The sequence below is a fragment of the Enterobacter sp. HK-058-C-ECC genome (genome assembly GCF_047531125.1).
Taxonomy (GTDB): domain Bacteria; phylum Pseudomonadota; class Gammaproteobacteria; order Enterobacterales; family Enterobacteriaceae; genus Enterobacter; species Enterobacter quasiroggenkampii.
Window position 1 is genome coordinate 73,015 of sequence record NZ_JBLKCH010000012.1, and the last position, 21,528, is coordinate 94,542.

The 21,528-nt window shown below is 52.5% G+C and carries 22 protein-coding genes; 13 read left to right on the top strand and 9 right to left on the bottom strand.

From position 1 onward, the window contains the following. The first annotated feature begins 135 nt into the window (after positions 1-135). Positions 136-378 carry an envelope stress response protein PspG gene (pspG, locus tag ACMWJS_RS19365; RefSeq protein WP_008503373.1) on the top strand — a complete coding sequence of 81 codons (243 nt, stop codon included), beginning with the start codon at positions 136-138 and terminating at the stop codon, positions 376-378. A gap of 184 nt (positions 379-562) precedes the next feature. Here the strand turns inward: pspG and ACMWJS_RS19370 are convergent, their stop codons facing one another. Then, on the bottom strand, positions 563-1,546 hold the full coding sequence (locus ACMWJS_RS19370; protein ID WP_048226446.1) for a quinone oxidoreductase: 984 nt from the start codon (positions 1,544-1,546) through the stop codon (positions 563-565). 60 nt (positions 1,547-1,606) lie between these two features. Here ACMWJS_RS19370 and dnaB point away from each other — a divergent pair, with 60 nt between their 5' ends. Next, positions 1,607-3,019 (top strand): replicative DNA helicase, encoded by a 1,413-nt coding sequence (dnaB, locus tag ACMWJS_RS19375; RefSeq protein ID WP_008503375.1) that lies wholly within the window; start codon positions 1,607-1,609, stop codon positions 3,017-3,019. Positions 3,020-3,035: 16 nt separating this feature from the next. Further along, complete coding sequence (alr, locus tag ACMWJS_RS19380; RefSeq protein WP_248223118.1) at positions 3,036-4,115, top strand: alanine racemase; 1,080 nt, start codon at positions 3,036-3,038, stop codon at positions 4,113-4,115. Between the two features lie 51 nt (positions 4,116-4,166). Here the strand turns inward: alr and ACMWJS_RS19385 are convergent, their stop codons facing one another. Further along, on the bottom strand, positions 4,167-5,297 hold the full coding sequence (locus tag ACMWJS_RS19385; protein ID WP_167215129.1) for a hypothetical protein: 1,131 nt from the start codon (positions 5,295-5,297) through the stop codon (positions 4,167-4,169). A gap of 316 nt (positions 5,298-5,613) precedes the next feature. Here ACMWJS_RS19385 and ACMWJS_RS19390 point away from each other — a divergent pair, with 316 nt between their 5' ends. Then, on the top strand, positions 5,614-6,207 hold the full coding sequence (locus ACMWJS_RS19390) for a response regulator transcription factor (RefSeq protein ID WP_240741472.1): 594 nt from the start codon (positions 5,614-5,616) through the stop codon (positions 6,205-6,207). An 80-nt stretch (positions 6,208-6,287) separates the two neighbouring features. Here the strand turns inward: ACMWJS_RS19390 and ACMWJS_RS19395 are convergent, their stop codons facing one another. The 6 genes from ACMWJS_RS19395 to ACMWJS_RS19420 form a co-directional block, all read right to left on the bottom strand. After that, positions 6,288-6,578 (bottom strand): hypothetical protein, encoded by a 291-nt coding sequence (locus ACMWJS_RS19395; protein WP_111967849.1) that lies wholly within the window; start codon positions 6,576-6,578, stop codon positions 6,288-6,290. After that, positions 6,579-6,986: a hypothetical protein gene (locus tag ACMWJS_RS19400; RefSeq protein ID WP_023334172.1), complete on the bottom strand. Its 408-nt coding sequence runs from the start codon at positions 6,984-6,986 to the stop codon at positions 6,579-6,581. A gap of 65 nt (positions 6,987-7,051) precedes the next feature. After that, positions 7,052-7,534, bottom strand: coding sequence for a ribonuclease domain-containing protein (locus tag ACMWJS_RS19405; RefSeq protein WP_167215073.1), 483 nt, complete (start codon positions 7,532-7,534; stop codon positions 7,052-7,054). A gap of 18 nt (positions 7,535-7,552) precedes the next feature. Next, positions 7,553-8,002 carry a lysozyme gene (locus ACMWJS_RS19410; protein WP_414747435.1) on the bottom strand — a complete coding sequence of 150 codons (450 nt, stop codon included), beginning with the start codon at positions 8,000-8,002 and terminating at the stop codon, positions 7,553-7,555. After that, the gene (locus tag ACMWJS_RS19415; protein ID WP_111967846.1) at positions 8,002-8,604 is read right to left on the bottom strand and encodes a DUF2589 domain-containing protein; all 603 of its coding nucleotides are present in this window, start codon (positions 8,602-8,604) and stop codon (positions 8,002-8,004) included. The genes ACMWJS_RS19410 and ACMWJS_RS19415 overlap by 1 nt, the downstream gene beginning before the upstream one ends. Before the next feature lie 75 nt (positions 8,605-8,679). After that, complete coding sequence (locus ACMWJS_RS19420) at positions 8,680-9,237, bottom strand: DUF2589 domain-containing protein (protein ID WP_045335167.1); 558 nt, start codon at positions 9,235-9,237, stop codon at positions 8,680-8,682. Between the two features lie 206 nt (positions 9,238-9,443). Between ACMWJS_RS19420 and tyrB the strand changes: the two genes are divergently transcribed. The 4 genes from tyrB to ACMWJS_RS19440 all read left to right on the top strand — a co-directional run bounded on the left by tyrB (position 9,444) and on the right by ACMWJS_RS19440 (position 12,496). Further along, positions 9,444-10,637 (top strand): aromatic amino acid transaminase, encoded by a 1,194-nt coding sequence (gene tyrB, locus ACMWJS_RS19425; RefSeq protein WP_414747436.1) that lies wholly within the window; start codon positions 9,444-9,446, stop codon positions 10,635-10,637. 259 nt (positions 10,638-10,896) lie between these two features. Continuing rightward, on the top strand, positions 10,897-11,610 hold the full coding sequence (gene aphA / locus ACMWJS_RS19430; RefSeq protein WP_111967844.1) for an acid phosphatase AphA: 714 nt from the start codon (positions 10,897-10,899) through the stop codon (positions 11,608-11,610). A gap of 113 nt (positions 11,611-11,723) precedes the next feature. Then, the gene (locus ACMWJS_RS19435; protein ID WP_045909174.1) at positions 11,724-12,140 is read left to right on the top strand and encodes a secondary thiamine-phosphate synthase enzyme YjbQ; all 417 of its coding nucleotides are present in this window, start codon (positions 11,724-11,726) and stop codon (positions 12,138-12,140) included. 2 nt (positions 12,141-12,142) lie between these two features. Beyond that, positions 12,143-12,496, top strand: a complete 354-nt coding sequence (locus ACMWJS_RS19440) for an MmcQ/YjbR family DNA-binding protein (RefSeq protein WP_395996764.1) — start codon at positions 12,143-12,145, stop codon at positions 12,494-12,496. Between the two features lie 3 nt (positions 12,497-12,499). On the opposite strand, the gene uvrA is transcribed toward ACMWJS_RS19440, so the two are convergent. Then, positions 12,500-15,322: an excinuclease ABC subunit UvrA gene (uvrA, locus tag ACMWJS_RS19445; RefSeq protein ID WP_045909175.1), complete on the bottom strand. Its 2,823-nt coding sequence runs from the start codon at positions 15,320-15,322 to the stop codon at positions 12,500-12,502. A gap of 250 nt (positions 15,323-15,572) precedes the next feature. Between uvrA and ssb1 the strand changes: the two genes are divergently transcribed. The 5 genes from ssb1 to ACMWJS_RS19470 all read left to right on the top strand — a co-directional run bounded on the left by ssb1 (position 15,573) and on the right by ACMWJS_RS19470 (position 21,491). Continuing rightward, positions 15,573-16,097: a single-stranded DNA-binding protein SSB1 gene (gene ssb1, locus ACMWJS_RS19450; protein ID WP_008503384.1), complete on the top strand. Its 525-nt coding sequence runs from the start codon at positions 15,573-15,575 to the stop codon at positions 16,095-16,097. 159 nt (positions 16,098-16,256) lie between these two features. Beyond that, on the top strand, positions 16,257-17,504 hold the full coding sequence (locus tag ACMWJS_RS19455; protein WP_044702296.1) for a tyrosine-type recombinase/integrase: 1,248 nt from the start codon (positions 16,257-16,259) through the stop codon (positions 17,502-17,504). Next, positions 17,494-19,053, top strand: coding sequence for a site-specific integrase (locus ACMWJS_RS19460; protein WP_181264022.1), 1,560 nt, complete (start codon positions 17,494-17,496; stop codon positions 19,051-19,053). The genes ACMWJS_RS19455 and ACMWJS_RS19460 overlap by 11 nt, the downstream gene beginning before the upstream one ends. After that, complete coding sequence (locus tag ACMWJS_RS19465) at positions 19,046-21,079, top strand: integrase (protein ID WP_414747437.1); 2,034 nt, start codon at positions 19,046-19,048, stop codon at positions 21,077-21,079. Before ACMWJS_RS19460 ends, ACMWJS_RS19465 begins: the two co-directional genes overlap by 8 nt. After that, positions 21,072-21,491, top strand: a complete 420-nt coding sequence (locus ACMWJS_RS19470) for a hypothetical protein (protein WP_181264021.1) — start codon at positions 21,072-21,074, stop codon at positions 21,489-21,491. Before ACMWJS_RS19465 ends, ACMWJS_RS19470 begins: the two co-directional genes overlap by 8 nt. Positions 21,492-21,528: the final 37 nt, after the last annotated feature.

The window sequence follows — 21,528 nt, forward strand, 5'->3', positions numbered from 1 at the left end:
TTTCGCTAAAAGTTCGTCAAATTCACCACGCCCTGCGAATTCTCGCGGGGCGTTTTGCTTTAAGAACAACACGTTATGTCTGGCATGATTCTTGTAATGTTTGCAGCATCATTCGGGAACTCGTGGGAGAGCACCATGCTGGAACTACTTTTTGTGATTGGCTTTTTTGTCATGCTGTTAGCAACGGGCATTTCGCTGCTCGGCATTCTGGCGGCTATCGTGGTGGCGACGGTCGTCATGTTTATTGGCGGATTGTTTGCGCTGACGATCAAACTGCTGCCGTGGCTACTGCTGGCCGTGGCGGTGGTGTGGGTGATACGGGCGATTAAATCGCCAAAAGTGCCCAGTTATCAGCGCAATAACCGCTTCCGTTACTAAGGTATTGAGGGGTTCGTCACAGAGTTGTAACTTTTCCGGCAGCATGGCTTAGAACAGAATAGGATTTACTTATCGAATCTGTCACTATGACTGCCGTTAAAGAATTCATCGCGCTGTACCCTACATACAGCCGAACTAAAAAAAGAAAGGGCTTCCCACGGGAAGCCCAATTTCTTTTTGGGGCTCAGGGAATCAACAAACTCGACCCCTGCGTTGCCCGGCTCTCCAGCACCTCATGCGCACGCTGCGCATCGGCTAGCGGGTATTTCTGCGCTTCTGCTACATCCACCTTAATGACGCCGCTGGCGATCAGCGAGAATAGCTCGTTGCTGGCTTCCTCAAGTTCTTCCCGGTTGGTGATGTAACCCTGCAGGGAAGGGCGCGTGACGTACAGCGAGCCTTTCTGGTTCAGGATGCCGAGATTCACGCCGGTGACAGCACCTGAGGCGTTTCCGAAGCTCACCATCAGCCCACGACGCTGCAGGCAGTCCAGCGATGCTTCCCAGGTGTCTTTCCCAACCGAGTCATATACGACGCGCACCTTTTTGCCGCTGGTGATCTCCTTCAGCCGTTCGACGATGCTCTCTTCACGGTAGTTAATCACCTGCCAGGCGCCCGCCTGCAGTGCGCGCTGCGCTTTTTGGGCATTGCCCACGGTGCCGATCAGTTTTGCGCCCAGCGCTTTTGCCCACTGACAGGCGATGAGCCCGACACCACCCGCCGCGGCATGAAACAGGAACTGCTCATCGGGTTTAATTTCATAGGTTTTACGCAGCAGGTAGTAAACGGTTAACCCTTTCAGGAAGGAGGCTGCCGCCTGCTCAAAGGAGATGGCGTTAGGCAGCAGGGCGGCTTTATCCGCCGGGACGTTGTGGACGGAGCTGTAAGCGCCCAGCGCAGATTGCGCATACACCACGCGGTCGCCCTCTTTAAGATGCTTAACCGCGCTGCCCACTTTGATGACGACACCGGCTGCCTCGGTGCCCAGTCCGCTTGGCATCGACGGAGGCGGGTAGAGCCCGCCGCGAATATAGGTGTCAATGTAGTTTATGCCGATGGCTTTGTTTTCAACCTGCACTTCGTTTTCGCCAGGCGCGGTGGGAGTGAACTCCACCGCGTTGAGTACGTCAGGGCCACCATGCTTGTGAAATTCAATACGTGTTGCCATGCTTCCTCCAGAATGTGGTAATCTTTCGACCCACTCTTTATCTCGGTAACTCCATTCACTATGGCAGGAAACAAACCCTTCAACAAACAGACTGAGCCTCGCGAGCGTGATTTCCAGGTCGCAGGGTTAAAAGTCCCGCCGCACTCGATTGAAGCGGAACAGTCGGTGTTGGGCGGTTTAATGCTGGATAACGAACGCTGGGACGACGTTGCCGAGCGCGTGGTGTCTGAGGATTTCTACACCCGTCCGCACCGTCATATCTTTACCGAAATGGCGCGCCTGCAGGAGTCGGGTAGCCCAATTGACCTGATCACGCTCGCGGAATCGCTGGAGCGTCAGGGACAGCTGGACAGCGTCGGCGGGTTTGCCTATCTGGCAGAACTGTCTAAAAACACGCCAAGTGCGGCAAACATCAGCGCTTATGCCGACATCGTGCGTGAACGTGCCGTTGTCCGCGAGATGATCTCGGTGGCGAATGAGATCGCCGAAGCCGGTTTTGATCCGCAGGGGCGCACCAGCGAAGACCTGCTCGATCTTGCCGAGTCCCGCGTCTTCAAAATCGCCGAAAGCCGCGCCAACAAAGACGAAGGCCCCAAAAACATCGCCGATGTCCTCGACGCCACCGTCGCCCGTATCGAACAGCTGTTCCAGCAGCCGCACGACGGTGTGACCGGGGTGAACACCGGCTATGACGATCTCAACAAGAAAACCGCCGGTCTGCAGCCGTCGGATTTGATTATCGTTGCCGCGCGTCCGTCGATGGGTAAAACGACATTTGCGATGAACCTCGTCGAAAATGCGGCGATGTTGCAGGATAAGCCGGTACTGATTTTCAGCCTTGAGATGCCCTCTGAGCAGATCATGATGCGTTCTCTGGCATCGCTGTCGCGCGTGGACCAGACCCGCATCCGTACCGGCCAGCTCGACGATGAGGACTGGGCGCGCATCTCCGGCACCATGGGCATTCTGCTGGAAAAACGTAACATCTATATTGATGACTCTTCCGGCCTGACGCCGACGGAAGTCCGTTCCCGCGCGCGTCGTATCGCCCGTGAACACGGCGGTATCGGCCTTATCATGATCGACTACCTTCAGCTGATGCGCGTCCCGTCGCTCTCCGACAACCGTACGCTGGAGATCGCCGAAATTTCCCGCTCGCTCAAGGCATTAGCCAAAGAGCTGCACGTGCCGGTGGTGGCACTGTCGCAGCTTAACCGTTCTCTGGAACAACGTGCTGACAAGCGCCCGGTCAACTCCGACCTGCGTGAATCCGGCTCCATCGAGCAGGATGCCGACTTAATCATGTTTATCTACCGTGATGAGGTTTATCACGAGAACAGCGACCTGAAAGGGATCGCCGAAATTATTATTGGTAAACAACGTAACGGCCCGATCGGGACGGTACGTCTGACCTTTAACGGACAGTGGTCGCGTTTCGACAACTATGCCGGTCCTCAATATGATGATGAGTAATTTCTAAGGAATTCAAATGCAAGCGGCAACTGTTGTAATTAACCGCCGCGCTCTGCGACACAACCTGCAACGTCTGCGTGAACTGGCACCCGCCAGCAAGCTCGTTGCAGTCGTGAAAGCGAACGCTTACGGACACGGTCTTCTTGAGACCGCGCGAACGCTCCCCGATGCCGACGCCTTTGGCGTCGCCCGTCTTGAAGAAGCCCTCCGCCTGCGCGCGGGGGGGATTACCCAACCGATTCTGCTCCTCGAAGGCTTTTTCGAAGCCACCGATCTGCCAACCATCGCAGATCAGCATCTGCACACGGCGGTACACAACGAAGAACAGCTGGCCGCACTGGAAACCGCCGAGCTGAGCGAGCCGGTGACCGTGTGGATGAAGCTTGATACGGGCATGCACCGTCTGGGCGTGCGTCCGGAAAGTGCGGATGCGTTTTATCAGCGTTTATGCCGGTGTAAAAACGTGCGCCAGCCGGTGAATATTGTGAGCCACTTCGCCCGTGCCGATGAGCCCGAGTGCGGTGCGACCGAGCGGCAGCTGGATATCTTTAATACCTTCTGCGAAGGCAAGCCGGGGATGCGCTCGATCGCCGCATCCGGCGGGATCCTGCTGTGGCCGCAGTCGCATTTCGACTGGGCGAGACCGGGCATCATTCTTTACGGCGTGTCGCCGCTGGAGAATAAACCCTGGGGGCCGGACATGGGTTTTCAGCCAGTCATGTCTCTGGTGTCTACTCTGATTGCCGTACGCGAACACAAAGCCGGTGAGCCGGTGGGCTACGGCGGCACCTGGATCAGCGAGCGTGATACCCGCCTCGGCGTCGTGGCGATGGGCTATGGCGACGGATATCCGCGCGCTGCACCCACGGGTACGCCGGTGCTGGTCAACGGTCGCGAAGTGAAGATCGTTGGCCGCGTGGCGATGGACATGATTTGTGTCGATCTGGGTCCTGAAGCCCAGGATAAACCCGGCGACGATGTGGTGATGTGGGGGGAAGGTTTACCCGTTGAACGTATTGCTGAAATCACGAAAGTGAGTGCTTACGAACTTATTACCCGCCTGACGTCTCGGGTGGCGATGAAGTACGTCGACTGAAACGTGTACATAACAGTCCAACGGCATACGCTGCCGTTGGACAAGTAACGCTTATTTCAACACGTTATAAATCGCCTGATTCGTTAAATAATCTGACGCCAGCCCTGACTCTGGACTGAAGCGCGCGCCCTGGATGGATGAGAAGCGTTTTCCTGTGCTGCCCAGTGAGACATAGCGTTCTCCCCCATCGTTTTCCGAAATGGTGTACACCGTTTTCTGCATTTCGGCGAACAGCGGAGCGTTACGCTGAATGGCCTGATGCAATTCCAGCAGTTGCACACCATCAAGATTGAGCTTTTTATCCAGCGTGACCCCCCATCTTTGCAGGCAAACTTCGGCAAAATGACGCACGATCGTGCCGGGTTCATGCACCACTTTTTCCCCGCTATTCCCATTAGCCGACGCATTTCCCACCAGCGTAGCGTGACGACCAGACATAGGATAAATATGTACCTTTGTCGTGCTATCGGTCTGTGGAATGACGCACGAGAAACCTTTTGAACGCTCGTGTCGGGCATAGAAAGCCACATACTCCTTCACGTTGCTGCCCAGAGTGACTTTTTCCGCCTGGAAATTACCCATGCCCGGAACCGGATCAACAGCAAAAATATTCACCGGAATTGTCGTCAAAAGGGGATCGGCCAGCATCGCATTCGCAAGCATATGGCAGCTAATTCCGCCCCGGCTCCATCCCACAAGGTTCACCTGAGTGGGCAGAATCTGGCCCTGACGGAAGGTTTTAATGATTTGCTGCTGCAGCGCCTGCTGGGTAACTTTACGGTCACCATAATCATACTTGCGCCACCAAAACGATCCGGTAACCTCAACGTCCTGAATCGGCACGCCCGCCTTTTTGAGCTGCTCATAGTTCTCTTTTGTGAGCTTTTCTCGCTGCCAGTCAACGTGCCCTTTAATAATATTGATCGCGTGCTGAACATTCTCATTCCAGCCGCTGCCCAGAAGCTGGGCCCGAAGCTGAGAATATTCTCCGCTTTTGACCCAAAGTTCATCGCTTTGAAGATTACCGCTTCCCGGGCCATCAAGAATGACCCATTCGGCGAACTCTTTACCCTTGTTATTGGCGGCCAGAGAAGAAATGAGCTCGCCGTTCCAGTAATTAGCATGAGACTCATCAAACTTATTAGAACCAGTACCACAGAAATACACTGTTAGTATTGTCATAAATGACCTCATTGAAATATTAATATGTAGGTGGATGGCACGCGTGCAGTTAAATAATACGTGTCGGCAATATTTCGAGGAATATGCTATTAAGCCCAGGGTATTTTTGATAGCGATAAGTTCGTTCTTAATTAAATATGGCTATGTTTAATGTGTAGCACTGCTTAACTTTTTGCTTAGGCATATGACATTTGCCTTATGCCGAATGCTGTTTTTACAGTTCTGCAATAGCACGCATACTTAATTTCGGAATAAGTTAGTTGAATAATCTAAGAAAATAGATTTCACACGGGGTTATGCTACAATGAACATATTAATGATCGATGAATTACCGATCTTCATTCACGGTATGAAAACAGAGCTGGAACGCGTAATGCCGGAATGCACTGTTTTTTCAGCGAACAACTTTGAAGATGCACACGCAATTTTAACCTCTATGCCAGTCAGCATTATTTTGCTGGATGGTGAAATGAAATGCCGTGATTTTATCACAAATTTGATGTCAAACTGGCCTGAGCTACCGATCGTGGTAATGTTACGAAAAACGACGGATAAGATATTCAACTTCTACATTCGTCAAAGCATTAAGGGCATTTTTACTAAGGATCTTCCCGCCGAGAAAATCAGCCAGATACTTAGCATGGTTTCCTCGGGAGTGGTCTGCTTTCCGGAGCAGGCCGTGATTCAGCGAGAGCAACCCACTGGCGGTTTACCGATTCATACTCTGAGTCGTCGGCAGAAGGAAGTGCTCAAGCTGCTGGCGAATGGAGGAACAAATAAGCAGATCAGCAGACAACTGAATATCAGTGCTGGTACGGTCAAAGTACATCTGGAATCCATTTTTCACCGATTGCAGGTCAACAATCGAACACAGGCTGCAATGCTCTATTTTAAATATATGGGCAATTAGGCCGTTTTTGTAAGACGCAGGATTGGTATCAAACTATGTTTAGTGAAAAGCGCGACAGGCTGAATACTGTCGCGCTTTTTTTAATGATACTGAGATTTGAAATAGTATATCACGACCACCAGCGTTCCAAAGTCCTGCAATAGCCAGAAGGGAAAACTGTCACTCAGTATATCAGCCCCAGTAAGGATAAATTTCATGTTTAAACTGCTCTCACCAAAAAAGCCAAAGGCGAGGGCAGCTAAGCCGACTTTACACATTACCGGCAGAGCATGGACTCTTCGACTATAGGCTGCAAACAAAATGAGCAGTGAGGTGACAAGGTCGACGAGGATAATAAAGGGAAGAACCCAGCCATTCATTATGTTAAGCATTTACTCTCCATCGGGTTTGTTATGGGTTAAATCAGGCGGAGAAAGTGACTCGTGCCTGACTTTGCTTTTGATGACGCTGGCGACATCAAAAATATCGCGCTGCTCGTGCCGGCGGAAAAAGTTTGCCAGCCAGACGATCAGACCATTACTCATTGCCCCGAGGATATAACCTAAACCAAGCGTGATATCGGCCTGGTTAAGGTCTATCTTTAACCAGCGGGCTGATAAGCCACCCAATGCGACGGCCGCACCCATGCTGATTCCGCCAAAAATAATGCCTGCCATAAATCGGCTGTGCTGATGCAGCCGCTGCGGTTGCCAGAAAAACGAGATACTGACGCCGCCAAATAAGCCTGAAAATGCCAGCAAGGCTTCGCTGATGAGGGTCGGGAGATAGATGTCAGACATACATTCATCCTCTGCAAGGATAAACCCCCTCGAAAAAGGGGATTTATTATCGTAACGGGCGCTTATTATTGGCAGGGATCCAGCTCAACAATATGCTGATACTTATCGGTAGTGATAAAGCGCTGTTGCCCTGACAGGCTGTAAATCAAACGTTCAGGAGAGCGATACCCCTTTACGACATCCACATCCGCGCTAAGCCAGGGCTGACCGGCAGGAAGAGCGCTATGGCTGTATTTGTCGCCTCCGATCCATTTTTGATGAGTGAGTTTCAGCCCCCAAAGTGATTCGCTTTCACTCCCCGACCAGCCGAGGCGTTTGGCTTCTTCCGACGTGATATAGCGGTCGGGCAGGCGGCCAAAATTTTTGATATGACGAAGGGTTGTCGCCAGCTCGGTCACATTATTGACGGGCGGTACACCCTGAGAAGATAAAAAGGCGTTAGCTTCCTTTATTTCATCTTCGCAGGTTGGCATGGCGGCAGTAGCCTGTAAAACGGCGAATAAGGAAGCAGAAAGAACGGCCATTTTCACTTTGAATAATGATTTCATTGTGTTTTTCCTGTCGAGTTAACTGAGAAATAACTTCATTTCCGCCTCGCGGCGACGCGTCAGACCGGCCAATACCTTCCCGCCTGCCTTATTCCAGCTTTTGAACTGCAGTGCGGCACCCTGAACATCGCCCGCGTTGAATTTTTTGAGCAGCGTTGATTTCTTTAAATTGCCAACGCCGAGGTTGAAGGCGAAGGAAACCAGCGCGTCGAATTGCGCCTGCGTTGCTGGCTGGTTCAGCAGCTTTTTCACGCCGTCCTCGGTGCGTTTCAGATCTTTGCGCAGCAGATCTTTGGCTTCACCGGTAGTAATTTTGGTGAGCTTTTCCATCTCCTCTTTGAGGATCAAATGGCCATAGCCGATGGTCAATAAACCTACGGCATCGCGATATCGCTCCAGCTTCAGCCCTTCAAACTGGCAAATCAGCTGAATACCCTTGTCACCTGTACGTTCTGGTTGTTTGTGCATTACGGAGTCTCCTCTGCTTTCGGACGGGGAATCACCTTGTTGGTGTATTCGTCAATCAAGCGCATAACGCTTTCCGGTGGCTCAAGCGCGGTAAACTGCATTTCCACATCGACGTGGCGGCTGTCACGCCCGCCTTTGTTATCGCTGGAAGGCGAAAGGCTGACGTGAAAGCGACCAAATTCGTTTTCACCGGACTGGCGGGAAGGTGCCTGCATGCCTTCCGTGCGGATCGTCAGGTTGACCTTCATTTTCTCCAGCATCAGCCCGCGCGGCGTTGAGAGCGCGACCAAGGGCAGGTCAAAGTAGTGCTTTTCATCCAGTGCCAGCTGTACCGTGCGTGGAACCAACGAACCGTCTTCAGCAGGTTCGAAAAAGGGATCCAGCGCTTTCATATACTGCTGAGCAATCAGTTCGTTGGCCGCCGTGGCCGCGTACTGCATCCCGCGCGTGATATCTTCAAGCGAGATCGGCACGCCGGGAATATCGGCTGTCGGCGTAGGGGGCGTGTTTTCCTGTACCGGCGGCGTGCCTTCATCCCCTTTGCCCGTCCTGTTTTCCGGCTCTTCATCCTTGCCGCCGCGCAGCCATTTTTTAAAAGACATATTTCGCTCCTGGAAAAGGGGCTACCCGGGTAGCCCCTGCGTTACGGAATCGCACGTATGTCGCGGCGTGGAAGATTATTGCGCGGCGACAGGCTTGGTTTTGGCGTTGGTCAGGTAGTCAATTACGCGCTGCAGAGCTTCTGGTGGCTCCTGGCGTTTGATCTGGGTATGAATGGAGTATTTCGCGCGTGTATCGGTCGAACGGGTCTGCTCCGATTTATGGGAGACCTTGCCGGTCATTTTGGCTTTAAAGACGCCCCAGCCGACGGACGCTTCCACGGAGGCCTCCGCTTCGGTACTGCTGGAACTGGCTTCGCTCTGGCTCACTTCCAGCTCAAAGTCGATGGTGCCGTCTTCGATACAGATGATAGGGTGCGTGATCGCCGCCAGCAGCGGAATGCTCATCTTGCGGGTCACGCTGCCTTTGTTCACGCCTTGTTCGTCTACCACGGTTTCGTCGTAGTCGAACTCGATCGCGACGGCTTTGCCGTCTTTAATGCAGACAGAGAGCAGGAAGTCGGTATAGGACTTGCTCGCCTGAACCTGTGCTTTGATCATCGCCTGCAGCGGACCGCCGATCATATGCTCCAGCGGCAGGGCGTTAATAACTGAACCAATAAATTGTGAATCCATGATGTGAACTCCTTGAATCAGTGAATGCGCGGTTGCGCAGGAGTCACATTACGGAAAGCGAGAAGGGGAAAATATTGGGTAAATGTCATGGCTAAAGGACGCAAAAAACCTATGCCGATCGCAGGATAATCTTAAGGGGTGGTGTTGCGTGATATTCCGGTTTATTGTTGAAATCCCTGCCTCATCGAATTCCGGAGAACCATCGCGTGTTTCAGAAAGTTGACGCCTATGCCGGCGACCCTATCCTCTCCTTAATGGAGCGTTTCAAAGAAGATCCTCGCAGCGACAAAGTGAACCTCAGCATCGGTCTGTATTACAACGAGGATGGCATTATTCCTCAATTAAAAGCCGTAGCTGAAGCCGAAGCGCGTCTGAACGCTGTTCCACACGGCGCTTCTCTGTATCTGCCGATGGAAGGGCTAAACGCTTATCGCAACACCATCGCGCCGCTGCTGTTCGGCGCCGATCACGCGGTGCTCGCGCAAAAACGCGTGGCGACCATCCAGACGCTGGGCGGCTCGGGTGCGCTGAAAGTGGGCGCAGACTTCCTGAAAAAATATTTCCCGGATTCAGGCGTGTGGGTCAGCGACCCGACGTGGGAAAACCACGTAGCGATCTTCGAGGGCGCGGGCTTTAAGGTGGCGACCTATCCGTGGTTCGACAGCGAAACGAACGGCGTGTGCGTTGACGCGCTGCTGGAAAAACTGAACACCCTGCCGGAGCGCAGTATTGTGCTGCTGCATCCGTGCTGCCATAACCCGACCGGTGCCGATCTCACCAATGCCCAGTGGGATACGGTGATCGAGGTGCTGAAGGCCCGTAACCTGATCCCATTCCTCGATATTGCCTATCAGGGCTTTGGCGCGGGTATGGAAGAAGACGCCTATGCCATTCGCGCCGCTGCCAGCGCCGGGCTGCCTGTTCTGGTGAGTAACTCCTTCTCTAAAATCTTCTCCCTGTACGGTGAACGCGTTGGTGGTCTTTCCGTGGTATGTGAAGACGCCGAAGCAGCCAGCCGCGTGCTGGGTCAGCTGAAAGCGACGGTGCGCCGTATCTACTCCAGCCCGCCAAACTTTGGTGCGCAGGTGGTGGCAACGGTTCTCGGTGACGAAACGCTGAAAGCGTCCTGGCTTGGCGAAGTGGAGGCGATGCGTAAGCGCATCCTGTCGATGCGTCAGGAGCTGGTTAATGTCCTGAAAGAGGCCGTGCCCGGGCATAACTTTGATTATCTGCTCAAGCAGCGCGGGATGTTCAGCTATACCGGACTGAGCGCGGCGCAGGTCGATCGCCTGCGCGAAGAGTTCGGCGTCTACCTGATCGCCAGCGGCCGTATGTGCGTGGCGGGCCTGAATGCCGGCAACGTTCACCGCGTGGCGCAGGCGTTTGCAGCTGTGATGTAAGTACTCACTACTTATTATCTCCCTCTCCCTGTGGGAGAGGGCTGGGGTGAGGGCATCAGGCCGCAGAAAATCTTGCCCGGTGGCGGCTGCGCCTTACCGGGCCTACATCACTCATCCACTCTTTGTGATCGTCTTCTTTTTATTCCGCTTCATAAGCAAAAACTCCTTCCCTTCACCTCCCGCTGGGGTTATGGTCGGATAGTTTTTTGACCATTCACTCAAAATAAAACGATAACAAGCTGAATATTCAGGGGAAAATATGCGCAAGATCACACTGGCGCTCAGCGCCGCCTGCTTATTGTTCTCACTTAACAGCGCCGTCGTCGCGCGAGCTTCCGCCCCGACGCCGCTTTACACCGGCACTACCGCCGCCATTCTCGCCGAGCAGGCGCCCATTCACTGGGTTTCCGTGGCCCAAATCGAAAACAGCCTGATGGGGCGCCCACCAATGGCCGTGGGCTTCGATATTGACGATACCGTGTTGTTCTCAAGCCCGGGATTCTGGCGCGGCAAAAAAATGTATTCTCCCGACAGCGAAGCGTATCTGAAGAACCCGGAGTTCTGGGAAAAGATGAATAACGGCTGGGACGAGTACAGCATTCCGAAAGAGGTCGCCCGGGCGGTAATTGCTATGCATGTTAAGCGTGGCGACAGTATTTATTTCGTCACCGGTCGTAGCCAGACCAAAACGGAAACCGTCTCCAGAACACTGCAGGACGATTTCCAGATCCCGGCAGCCAACATGAACCCGGTCATTTTTGCCGGTGACAAAGAGGGGCAAAACACCAAAACCCAGTGGCTGGAAAAGAAAAACATCAAAGTGTTTTATGGCGATTCGGATAACGACATTACCGCCGCGCAGGATGCAGGAGCCAGAGGGATCAGGGTGTTACGCGCGTCTAACTCTACCTATCGACCGCTGCCGATGGCCGGAAAGTTTGGCGAAGAGGTGATCGTCAACTCGGAGTACTGAGTCCCTGGCAGCGAGTTTGACTCTTTTTTAATCAAATCTCGCTGCTGCGGGTTTTACCTTTCGTCTTCTTGCTGCACACTTAGAAAGATTCATCTTTCATCATGGAGCAGCCTATGTGGTACCAACAGACCCTGACCTTAAGCGCGAAGCCACGCGGATTTCACCTGGTGACGGATGAAGTCATCGGGCAACTCCGCGACCTGTCGCGCGTCAGAACGGGTTTGCTGCATCTGCTGCTTCAGCATACGTCTGCCTCTCTGACGCTGAATGAAAATTGCGATCCCACCGTCCGGTCTGACATGGAGCGGCATTTTCTGAAGAGCGTCCCGGACAACGCCCCTTACGAGCATGACTATGAGGGGGCAGACGATATGCCTTCGCATATTAAGTCCTCTTTGCTGGGCGTATCGTTGATGCTGCCGGTCCACAACGGGCGGCTGCTGCTGGGCACGTGGCAGGGGATCTGGCTGGGAGAGCATCGCATTCACGGTGGTTCGCGTAAAATTATCGCCACGCTACAAGGGGAATAAAGATGACAATTTCGGAGATACTTCAGTACTGCATGAGCAAGCCCGGCGCGGAGCAGAGCGTCCACAGCGACTGGAAGGCCACGCAGGTTAAAGTGGGGGATGTGCTGTTTGCGATGGTGAAAGAGGTGGACGGCCGTCCGGCGGCGTCGCTGAAAACCAGCCCTGAACTGGCCGATTTACTCCGTCAGCAGCATGATGACGTGAGGCCGAGCCAGCACCTCAATAAGGCGCACTGGAGCACCGTCTATCTGGATGGATCGATTCCAGGCTCACAAATTTACTACCTGGTGGACGCATCCTATCAGCAGGCGGTTGAGCTGCTGCCGGAAACGACCCGACAGCAGCTCTCCGTGTGACAATTACAGCAACGGTTTAAGGAAGCGCGCGGTGTGCGAGGCTTCGCACTCTGCAACGGTCTCTGGCGTACCGGAGACGAGGATTTCACCGCCTCCGCTGCCGCCTTCCGGGCCGAGATCGACAATCCAGTCCGCGGTTTTAATCACGTCCAGGTTATGTTCGATGACCACGATAGTGTTGCCCTGATCGCGCAGTTGATGCAGCACGTCCAGCAGCTGCTGGATGTCGGCAAAGTGCAGACCGGTGGTCGGCTCATCCAGGATATACAGCGTCTGGCCAGTACCGCGTTTTGACAGCTCGCGCGCCAGCTTCACGCGCTGCGCTTCACCGCCGGACAGCGTCGTTGCGGACTGACCCAGACGAATGTAGGTCAGGCCGACGTCCATCAGCGTCTGCAGCTTACGCGCCAGCGCCGGAACGGCGTCAAAGAACTCGCGCGCCTCTTCGATAGTCATGTCCAGCACTTCGTGGATGGTCTTGCCCTTGTACTTAATCTCCAGCGTTTCGCGGTTATAGCGTTTGCCTTTGCACTGGTCGCACGGCACGTAGATATCCGGCAGGAAGTGCATCTCAACCTTGATCACGCCATCGCCCTGGCACGCTTCGCAGCGGCCGCCGCGTACGTTAAAGCTGAAACGTCCTGGCGTATACCCGCGTGAGCGCGCCTCCGGCACACCGGCAAACAGTTCACGTACGGGCGTGAAAACGCCGGTATAGGTTGCCGGGTTAGAGCGCGGCGTACGGCCAATCGGGCTCTGGTCGATATCGATAACTTTATCGAAATGCTCCAGCCCCTGAATGTCGCGGTACGGTGCCGGCTCTGCCAGCGTCGCACCGTTAAGCGCGGTCTGTGCAATCGGGAACAGCGTATCGTTGATCAGCGTCGATTTACCGGAGCCGGACACGCCGGTGACACAGGTAAACAGCCCGACGGGCAGGGTCAGGGTGACGTCTTTCAGGTTATTGCCGCGCGCGCCGGTCAGCTTCAGCACTTTTTCCGGATCCGCTGCTACGCGCTGTTTGGGGACGTCAATCTTGCGCTTGCCGCTCATGTACTGGCCGGTCAGCGACTCGGGCACCGCCATAATGTCTTTCAGCGTCCCTTCCGCCACCACCTGACCGCCGTGTACGCCAGCGCCCGGGCCGATGTCGATCACGTGGTCAGCGGCGCGGATCGCGTCTTCGTCGTGCTCGACCACAATCACCGTGTTACCGAGATTACGCAGGTGGATCAGGGTGCCGAGCAGACGTTCGTTATCGCGCTGGTGCAGGCCGATGGACGGCTCGTCCAGCACGTACATCACGCCCACCAGGCCCGCACCAATCTGGCTCGCCAGACGAATACGTTGAGCTTCACCGCCGGAGAGCGTTTCTGCCGAGCGGGAAAGCGTCAGGTAGTTCAGGCCGACGTTCACCAGGAACTTCAGGCGATCGCCAATCTCTTTCAGGACTTTTTCGGCGATTTTCGCGCGCTGGCCAGAGAGCTTCAGGTTATTGAAGAAGTCCATCGCGTGGCCGATGCTCATGTCTGAGATGGTCGGCAGCGCCGTATTTTCCACAAACACGTGGCGCGCTTCGCGACGCAGGCGCGTGCCCTCGCAGGTGGCGCAGGAGCGGTTGCTGATGAACTTCGCCAGCTCTTCGCGCACCGCGCTGGATTCGGTCTCTTTGTAGCGGCGCTCCATGTTGTGCAGCACCCCTTCGAACGGGTGGCGACGCACGGAGGTATCACCGCGATCGTTCATGTATTTGAACTCGATGTTCTCTTTGCCAGAGCCGAACAGGATCACTTTGTGTACGTTCGGGCTCAGGCTGGCCCACGGCGCTTCCACGTCGAACTTGTAGTGCTCCGCCAGCGACTTCAGCATCTGGAAGTAATAGAAGTTACGCTTGTCCCAGCCGCGAATGGCGCCGCCCGCCAGGGACAGCTCCGGATTCTGGATCACGCGGTCCGGATCGAAATACTGCTGCACGCCCAGGCCGTCACACGTCGGGCAGGCGCCCGCCGGGTTGTTGAACGAGAACAGGCGCGGTTCCAGCTCGCGCATGCTGTAACCGCAAATCGGGCAGGCAAAGTTGGCGGAGAAGAGCAGCTCTTCCGCTTTCGGGTCGTCCATGTCGGAGACCACGGCCGTGCCGCCGGAGAGTTCCAGCGCCGTTTCAAACGATTCTGCGAGACGCGTGGCGAGATCGTCACGCACCTTAAAGCGATCAATCACCACCTCGATGGTGTGCTTCTTCTGCAGTTCCAGCTTGGGCGGATCGGACAGGTCACACACTTCGCCGTCAATACGGGCGCGGATATAGCCCTGGCTTGCCAGGTTTTCCAGCGTTTTGGTGTGCTCACCCTTACGCTCTTTGATGATCGGCGCCAGTAGCATCAGGCGCTTGCCTTCCGGCTGCGACAGGACGTTGTCCACCATCTGGCTCACGGTCTGTGCCGCCAGCGGGACGTCGTGGTCCGGGCAGCGCGGCTCACCCACGCGGGCATACAGCAGACGCAGGTAGTCATGGATTTCGGTAATGGTACCGACCGTTGAACGCGGGTTATGCGAGGTGGATTTCTGCTCAATAGAGATAGCAGGGGACAACCCTTCAATGTGGTCGACATCCGGTTTTTCCATCAGCGACAGGAACTGACGCGCGTACGCAGAGAGTGATTCAACGTAACGACGCTGTCCTTCGGCATACAGGGTGTCGAAAGCCAGTGAGGATTTGCCAGACCCCGACAGCCCGGTCACGACAATCAGCTTGTCGCGAGGGATTATCAGGTTGATATTCTTGAGATTGTGGGTGCGGGCGCCCCGAACTTCGATCTTATCCATTCACCTTTCCCGGTTGGAACACGGATTGCCTGGTTTGTTTGAAGGACAAACGGCTGTCAGAAACGGCTAATTATGACACAATTTGACCTGTTTGAATATACAGTATTGGAATGCATTTTCTGATTCGCTGTGTAACAATGTCGAGTTGCGGGAGAACTCTGGAACGTGCTACGCAACTATCAAAGTGCAGCATGGAAATGGTACACTCGCGCGTTTACACTATTAAGAAACGTATTCAGGAGACACGAACATGGCCAGCAGAGGCGTAAACAAGGTGATTCTCGTCGGTAATCTGGGCCAGGACCCGGAAGTACGCTACATGCCGAGTGGTGGCGCAGTTGCCAACATTACGCTGGCTACTTCCGAATCCTGGCGTGATAAAGCGACCGGTGAGATGAAAGAGCAGACCGAATGGCACCGCGTTGTGCTGTTTGGCAAACTGGCCGAAGTGGCCGGTGAGTATCTGCGTAAAGGTTCTCAGGTCTATATCGAAGGCCAGCTGCGCACCCGCAAATGGACCGATCAGTCCGGTGCTGAGAAGTACACGACGGAAGTGGTGGTTAACGTCGGCGGCACCATGCAGATGCTGGGTGGCCGTCAGGGCGGTGGCGCACCAGCAGGTGGCGGCCAGCAGCAGGGCGGTTGGGGTCAGCCTCAGCAACCGCAGGGTGGCAACCAGTTCAGCGGCGGCGCGCAGTCTCGCCCGCAGCAGCAGTCTGCTCCTGCACCGTCTAACGAACCGCCAATGGATTTCGACGACGACATTCCGTTCTAGGATTTACCTAAGAACATTTAGTCATGAATTTTCTATCAAGCCTCTGTTAATACAGGGGCTTTTTTGTATTCGACATATCAAAACCGTCAATTTTTTATTGACCCTCTCTTAGGATATTATGGACCTTGCAATTGTGTAAAATTTATGAGGTGTAGGTGCATGAAGAATCACTACGGGCTTAAAACATTTGTTATGGACAGTGGCGAGCGCTACTGCATAGTGATGAATCGCTCTTCTGGCCTTCCCGTGTATTACCCTACTCTTTATTTAACAACACAACTCCGCAATAGGGGGGATGCTTTTTCAACGATGTCAGCGGCGGCTAGCAACCTAATTGTTTTGCTCCGCTTTTTAGATATTCGTGGAATTGACCTTGAACAGCGTTTTTTGACCAAAAATTTCTTAAAACCACATGAGCTGGACGACCTGCGAGATTTTGCTCAGCGTAAGCAAGCAAAGAAGTCGTTAAATACATCCTCTACCCTTTGGCTTGATGAGCCGGAGTCCGATATTGTTGATAACGGAACACAGCATTCTAGGCTGACAACGTGTGCCAACTATTTACACTGGTATGCGATGCATATTTTAAAGACGGCAGAACTGGAAGTGGTCCAACAGATCGACGCTATGGCGCAACAGATAAAGAAGCGCAGGCCTTCTAAACAGCGCAGAAGCAGTGAGCTACAAGATAGGTCACTGAGTGATATTCAATTGGATTCACTATTTGAAGTTATCCTTCCTGGATCCAAATTAAATCCTTTTTCAATTGAAGTGCAGCGCCGAAATCGGCTGATGATCTTGCTTCTGTTTTATCTTGGTATTCGGGGTGGTGAATTATTGAATATCAGAATACAGGATGTTGATTTTAGTACTAACAGGATCCGTATTGTTAGGCGAGCAGATGAGCGGGCTGACTCTAGAACCAATGAGCCTAATGCCAAAACCAGAGAACGACTCTTACCGTTGTCTGAATCTTTAGTTCTAGAACTGCATAGTTATATCATTCATGATCGGCGTAAAATCCGAAATGCTAAGAAAAATGATTACTTGTTTGTGACATACAAGTCTGGACCAACTGTGGGTAATCCTATTTCGAAGGCGGGATATCACAAAATTTTTTCCGTGGTCAGGACTGTCTCGCCGCAATTGTATGCAGCGACCGGGCATTCGCTCCGTCATACCTGGAATCGCAAGTTTTCAGAAAGAATGGATGCAATGGATGAGAAAGTCAGCGAGGAACGCCAAGAACAGCTTCGTTCGTATTTAATGGGCTGGAGGGATGGCTCAGGAACCGCAGCTATTTACAACAAACGTTTCATTCGGCAAAAGGGTTTTGAGGCCGCTCTGGTATTGCAAGAAGGCAGCGGTACCCGTTTACCAGAGGACATGAAGAATGATGACGAATAGAGCTGTACCTGGAGCATCATCAGATCAAATCCGTGCCAAGGCCAATGGCTACTTCTTTCAGTTGTATGATCCATCGTGGGTTTTGGATAAAAATACAACTGTTACTCTTGCAGATATTCACCAACACTTGTCAGGCGAGGTACTTGATGGCTGCCTGCGTACACTAGCATTTTATGCTTCTAGTCTTTCCGCTTCTCATACTATGAACATTACTATGCGGTTTCAGCACATGCTGCGTGAGACTGAAGCGGAAGCAATCACTGATACGACATTGGTTAATTATCGTTCAATGTTGACGCCTGCAACAGAATGGTATCTGGCAACTATACGTGGCTTTCTTCGAACTTGGCACCAGCTTGGTTATCCCGGTATCAGCAAAGATGTGATCCGTTTGCTGTATGGCTGGAGGCTAAAGGGTAATCGTAAGGGGGATGCGGTTAAGCGTCAGGATCCTCATGAAGGGCCACTGACAGATAATGAGCTGACAGCGTTTAACGAGGGGGCTGTTCGGGCTTATGAAAAGAGCTTAATTACCATAGCTGAGTTGGCGATGGCACTTAGCATCAGTCATACAGGACGACGGCCCATTCAGATCTCGATGCTTCATGCGGTCGATGTGCTTTGCGGTGAAAATGAAAAAGGTGAGCCATTCTATGTTTTGAATGTGCCGCGAGCCAAGCAGTGCAACAGCTCTTTTCGTAAAAATTTCAAACCTTTTGCGATATCACTGGAACTATGGGCAATTCTGAGCGCTCAGGCAAGAAATGCGATTTCACTGATTGAGAATCATCTAAGGTTTGAATTGCAGGAAGGTGACCGACAGCAAATCCCTCTGTTTCCAGATCTTGATGTGTTAGATGTCGTCCAATCTCTTTATGAATTCCGCCAGCTACTTGCTACTGACAAACTCCACATTCCCGCAGCAAAGATAACCAACACACTTCAGTACATCATAGAAAAATCGGATATCCGGTCGGAACGCACCGGTGAGCTATTACATATCAATGCTCGTCGTTTTCGCTATACCACGGGCACACGAGCAGCTAGGGAAGGCTTTGGCGAGTTGGTTATTGCGGAACTGCTTGACCATACGGATACCCAAAACGCCGGAGTTTACATCAAAAACATTCCCGAGCATGTGAAAAGGCTTGATGAGGCGGTTGGTTTCCAATTGGCACCATACGCCCAGGCTTTTGTCGGGGTACTTGTCGATTCCGAGAGGGGCGCGTATCGAGGTAACGACCCTGCCAGTCGTATTAGGACCGATATGGGCCATAGTGTTGGTAATTGTGGGGAGTATGGCTTTTGTGGTGCCAATGTTCCTATTCCTTGCTACACCTGCATGCATTTCCAGCCTTGGCTGGATGGCCCCCATGACGATGTCTATCAGTGGCTGCTCAACGAACGTGAACGGGTGAAAGAGATAACCGGCGACATCCAGATTGCTGCCGTACTTGATCGCAGCATTATCGCGGTGGCAGATGTGATCATGCGTTGTGCAAAACGTCGTGAAGAGCTTCGTCCACAGGGAGCAATCGCCAATGGCTGAGATTTTCCAGTTTAAGCCAAAGGCTACGCTGACAGCAGCTGAAAACCTTCGAGTATTCATATCCAAGTGCCGAGATCAATTGACTGTATTCGGCTCCGATTTAAATTGGGGGGCACCTGTTTGGCCAAACATAATTGTATTTGCCAAGTTAGGCATGACTACGCGAAAACCTATACAGGGAGAGGTACAAGACCCTGCTTTCATTGATTTTGCCAAAGCTTATTTCCGTTACCAGCAGGGGCATCATCCCACGGGAGCAAAGAATGAAAGTAAGGCTTTCCGTACAGTCGAGGCGGCTTTACTTCAAGTCAATGGGAATGCAAATATTAATGGCCTTTCGATTTCAGTACTGGATGAAGCAGCCGAGTTGGCAAGGCAGCACTACTCCGATGGCTCAGCATATCATTGTGGTCGAGAGATTGAGCGGCTGGCTAAGTTTGTCGTCGAAAACCAGCTTGTATCATGTGCTGTGCAAAATTGGGTCAACCCCATTAAGCGTGCAGACGACAAGAACAAAACAGGTAGAGAGGCGAATAAAAATAGGGAAGAGAAACTACCGAGTGATATCGCTCTCAATGCGCTTGCGGAAATTTTTGCCAATGATCCAATAGACGGAAGAGACATATTTACAACATCGGTATTTGCCATGCTGATGTCAGCTCCTTCACGCATTTCTGAGGTGTTAGCACTTCCTGCGGATTGTGAGGTGTTCGAAACGGACCGCGATGGTATAGAACGCTATGGTTGGCGTTTCTTTGCCGGTAAAGGCTATGAGGGAGACATCAAATGGATACCCACAGTAATGGTCAGCGTCGCTAAAATAGCCGTAGCCAGAATTAAAATGTTAACTGAGAATGCTCGGCAACTAGCTAAGTGGATTGAGTCACATCCGAATAGATTTTACCGCCATGCTAACTGCCCTGATGTCGCCGATGATGAGCCTTTGACGATAGAGCAGTCATGTATGGCTCTCGGTCTTGTCTCTGAATCCAAAAAACAATGCCGTTCTTCTCTTTATAATCGAGGGTTGGCCCATAAAGATGGTGTTCATACACTAAAAAGCTTGTGGGAGCATACGTTGGCGCGTTTGCCTGATGACTTCCCGTGGTTTGATAAAGACAAGGGAATTAAGTACAGCAATGCCTTGTTTGCGCTGAATGCAAATCAGTTCCACGGTAACAGAGGATGCCTACCAGTAGAATTGCATAAGCCAACCAATAATTTCTTCAACAGCGATCTAACTCCTCGTCTTGTTTTGAAAGGAAAACACACCAGTATCTTTGATCGCCATTGTTACCATGCTGTAAACGGAGAACCGGTAAAACTGACCTCCCACCAGGCTCGACATCTACTCAATACCATTGCCCAGCGCGGCGGTCTGTCAAACCTGGAAATTGCCAAGTGGTCGGGGCGGGCAGATGTGAAACAAAATCGAACTTACAACCACATGACTGAATATGAGCTGGTTGGCATGGCTGAACGCCTCGATTCCTCAAAAGCTCTATTTGGGCCGGCAGGCGAGGTGGCGAAGCACTTTCCTATGACTATGCTGGAGTTCAGTACCTTAGAGCATGCCGCAGTCCATGTGACGGAGTATGGCTACTGCGTACATGATTACACCATCGGTCCTTGCGAGAAGTTCCGAGATTGCATCAATTGTACCGAGCAGGTTTGTATCAAAGGCGAGGATACAGAAATATTGGATCGAATTAAGAAACGTTTGGTGACGTTAGAACAAATGCTTTGTATTGCTGATGCAGCGGTAGAAAGCTGCGAGATGGGGGCTGATCGCTGGTATCAATACCACAAGAAAACTGTCACCCGGCTTCGTGAGCTAGTCGCTATTTTAGAGAATCCAGGCATTGAAAATGGTGCCCAGATTAAGCTCCGGGGCAATGATTTCAGCCAGCTTCGACGTGTTGTCGCAAAGACGTCTATTGAGGCCATCGAGCAAAAAGGCAAAGAAAGCGAAGAAGCTGTGATGTTAGATGATTTGACAACTTTGTTAGGAGGTGGCCTTGGCTAAGCATCTGGACAATAGAGACATTAACGCCATCGTGAATCTAATTCGAGGATGGCAGGAACCAAAACTGTCCTGGTCAGCAATCTGTGAGGCGGCAGAACCATTGGTCGGAAAGTTGCCGTCGAGACAGTCCCTTAATGCACATGAGGCAATAGTGACTGCCTATCAAACAAAGAAAGGGGCGCTTAAAGGCCGTGGCCCCAAAAATCCGCGTCCAGCTAGTTTGAACATTGCAGCCGCTAGGATTGTGAATCTTGAAAGCGAAATCGAAGAGCTTAAGGAAGAGAACCGGAGGTACAAACAACAGTTTGTGATCTGGCAATACAATGCATACAAACATGGAATGACAGAACATCAACTTAATACGCAGCTGACAAAAATTGACCGTGAGCGCTCTGATGGAGAAAGAAGATAGTTGCTGAGTACGATATCGAGGGTGCATTTCTCTGTAT

Bases quoted from the DNA above. Each gene is read 5' to 3' on its own strand.
- pspG (WP_008503373.1), top strand. From the start codon at position 136: ATGCTGGAACTACTTTTTGTGATTGGCTTTTTTGTCATGCTGTTAGCA.
- ACMWJS_RS19370 (WP_048226446.1), bottom strand. From the start codon at position 1,546: ATGGCAACACGTATTGAATTTCACAAGCATGGTGGCCCTGACGTACTC.
- dnaB (WP_008503375.1), top strand. From the start codon at position 1,607: ATGGCAGGAAACAAACCCTTCAACAAACAGACTGAGCCTCGCGAGCGT.
- alr (WP_248223118.1), top strand. From the start codon at position 3,036: ATGCAAGCGGCAACTGTTGTAATTAACCGCCGCGCTCTGCGACACAAC.
- ACMWJS_RS19385 (WP_167215129.1), bottom strand. From the start codon at position 5,297: ATGACAATACTAACAGTGTATTTCTGTGGTACTGGTTCTAATAAGTTT.
- ACMWJS_RS19390 (WP_240741472.1), top strand. From the start codon at position 5,614: ATGATCGATGAATTACCGATCTTCATTCACGGTATGAAAACAGAGCTG.
- ACMWJS_RS19395 (WP_111967849.1), bottom strand. From the start codon at position 6,578: ATGCTTAACATAATGAATGGCTGGGTTCTTCCCTTTATTATCCTCGTC.
- ACMWJS_RS19400 (WP_023334172.1), bottom strand. From the start codon at position 6,986: ATGTCTGACATCTATCTCCCGACCCTCATCAGCGAAGCCTTGCTGGCA.
- ACMWJS_RS19405 (WP_167215073.1), bottom strand. From the start codon at position 7,534: ATGAAATCATTATTCAAAGTGAAAATGGCCGTTCTTTCTGCTTCCTTA.
- ACMWJS_RS19410 (WP_414747435.1), bottom strand. From the start codon at position 8,002: ATGCACAAACAACCAGAACGTACAGGTGACAAGGGTATTCAGCTGATT.
- ACMWJS_RS19415 (WP_111967846.1), bottom strand. From the start codon at position 8,604: ATGTCTTTTAAAAAATGGCTGCGCGGCGGCAAGGATGAAGAGCCGGAA.
- ACMWJS_RS19420 (WP_045335167.1), bottom strand. From the start codon at position 9,237: ATGGATTCACAATTTATTGGTTCAGTTATTAACGCCCTGCCGCTGGAG.
- aphA (WP_111967844.1), top strand. From the start codon at position 10,897: ATGCGCAAGATCACACTGGCGCTCAGCGCCGCCTGCTTATTGTTCTCA.
- ACMWJS_RS19435 (WP_045909174.1), top strand. From the start codon at position 11,724: ATGTGGTACCAACAGACCCTGACCTTAAGCGCGAAGCCACGCGGATTT.
- ACMWJS_RS19440 (WP_395996764.1), top strand. From the start codon at position 12,143: ATGACAATTTCGGAGATACTTCAGTACTGCATGAGCAAGCCCGGCGCG.
- uvrA (WP_045909175.1), bottom strand. From the start codon at position 15,322: ATGGATAAGATCGAAGTTCGGGGCGCCCGCACCCACAATCTCAAGAAT.
- ssb1 (WP_008503384.1), top strand. From the start codon at position 15,573: ATGGCCAGCAGAGGCGTAAACAAGGTGATTCTCGTCGGTAATCTGGGC.
- ACMWJS_RS19455 (WP_044702296.1), top strand. From the start codon at position 16,257: ATGAAGAATCACTACGGGCTTAAAACATTTGTTATGGACAGTGGCGAG.
- ACMWJS_RS19460 (WP_181264022.1), top strand. From the start codon at position 17,494: ATGACGAATAGAGCTGTACCTGGAGCATCATCAGATCAAATCCGTGCC.
- ACMWJS_RS19465 (WP_414747437.1), top strand. From the start codon at position 19,046: ATGGCTGAGATTTTCCAGTTTAAGCCAAAGGCTACGCTGACAGCAGCT.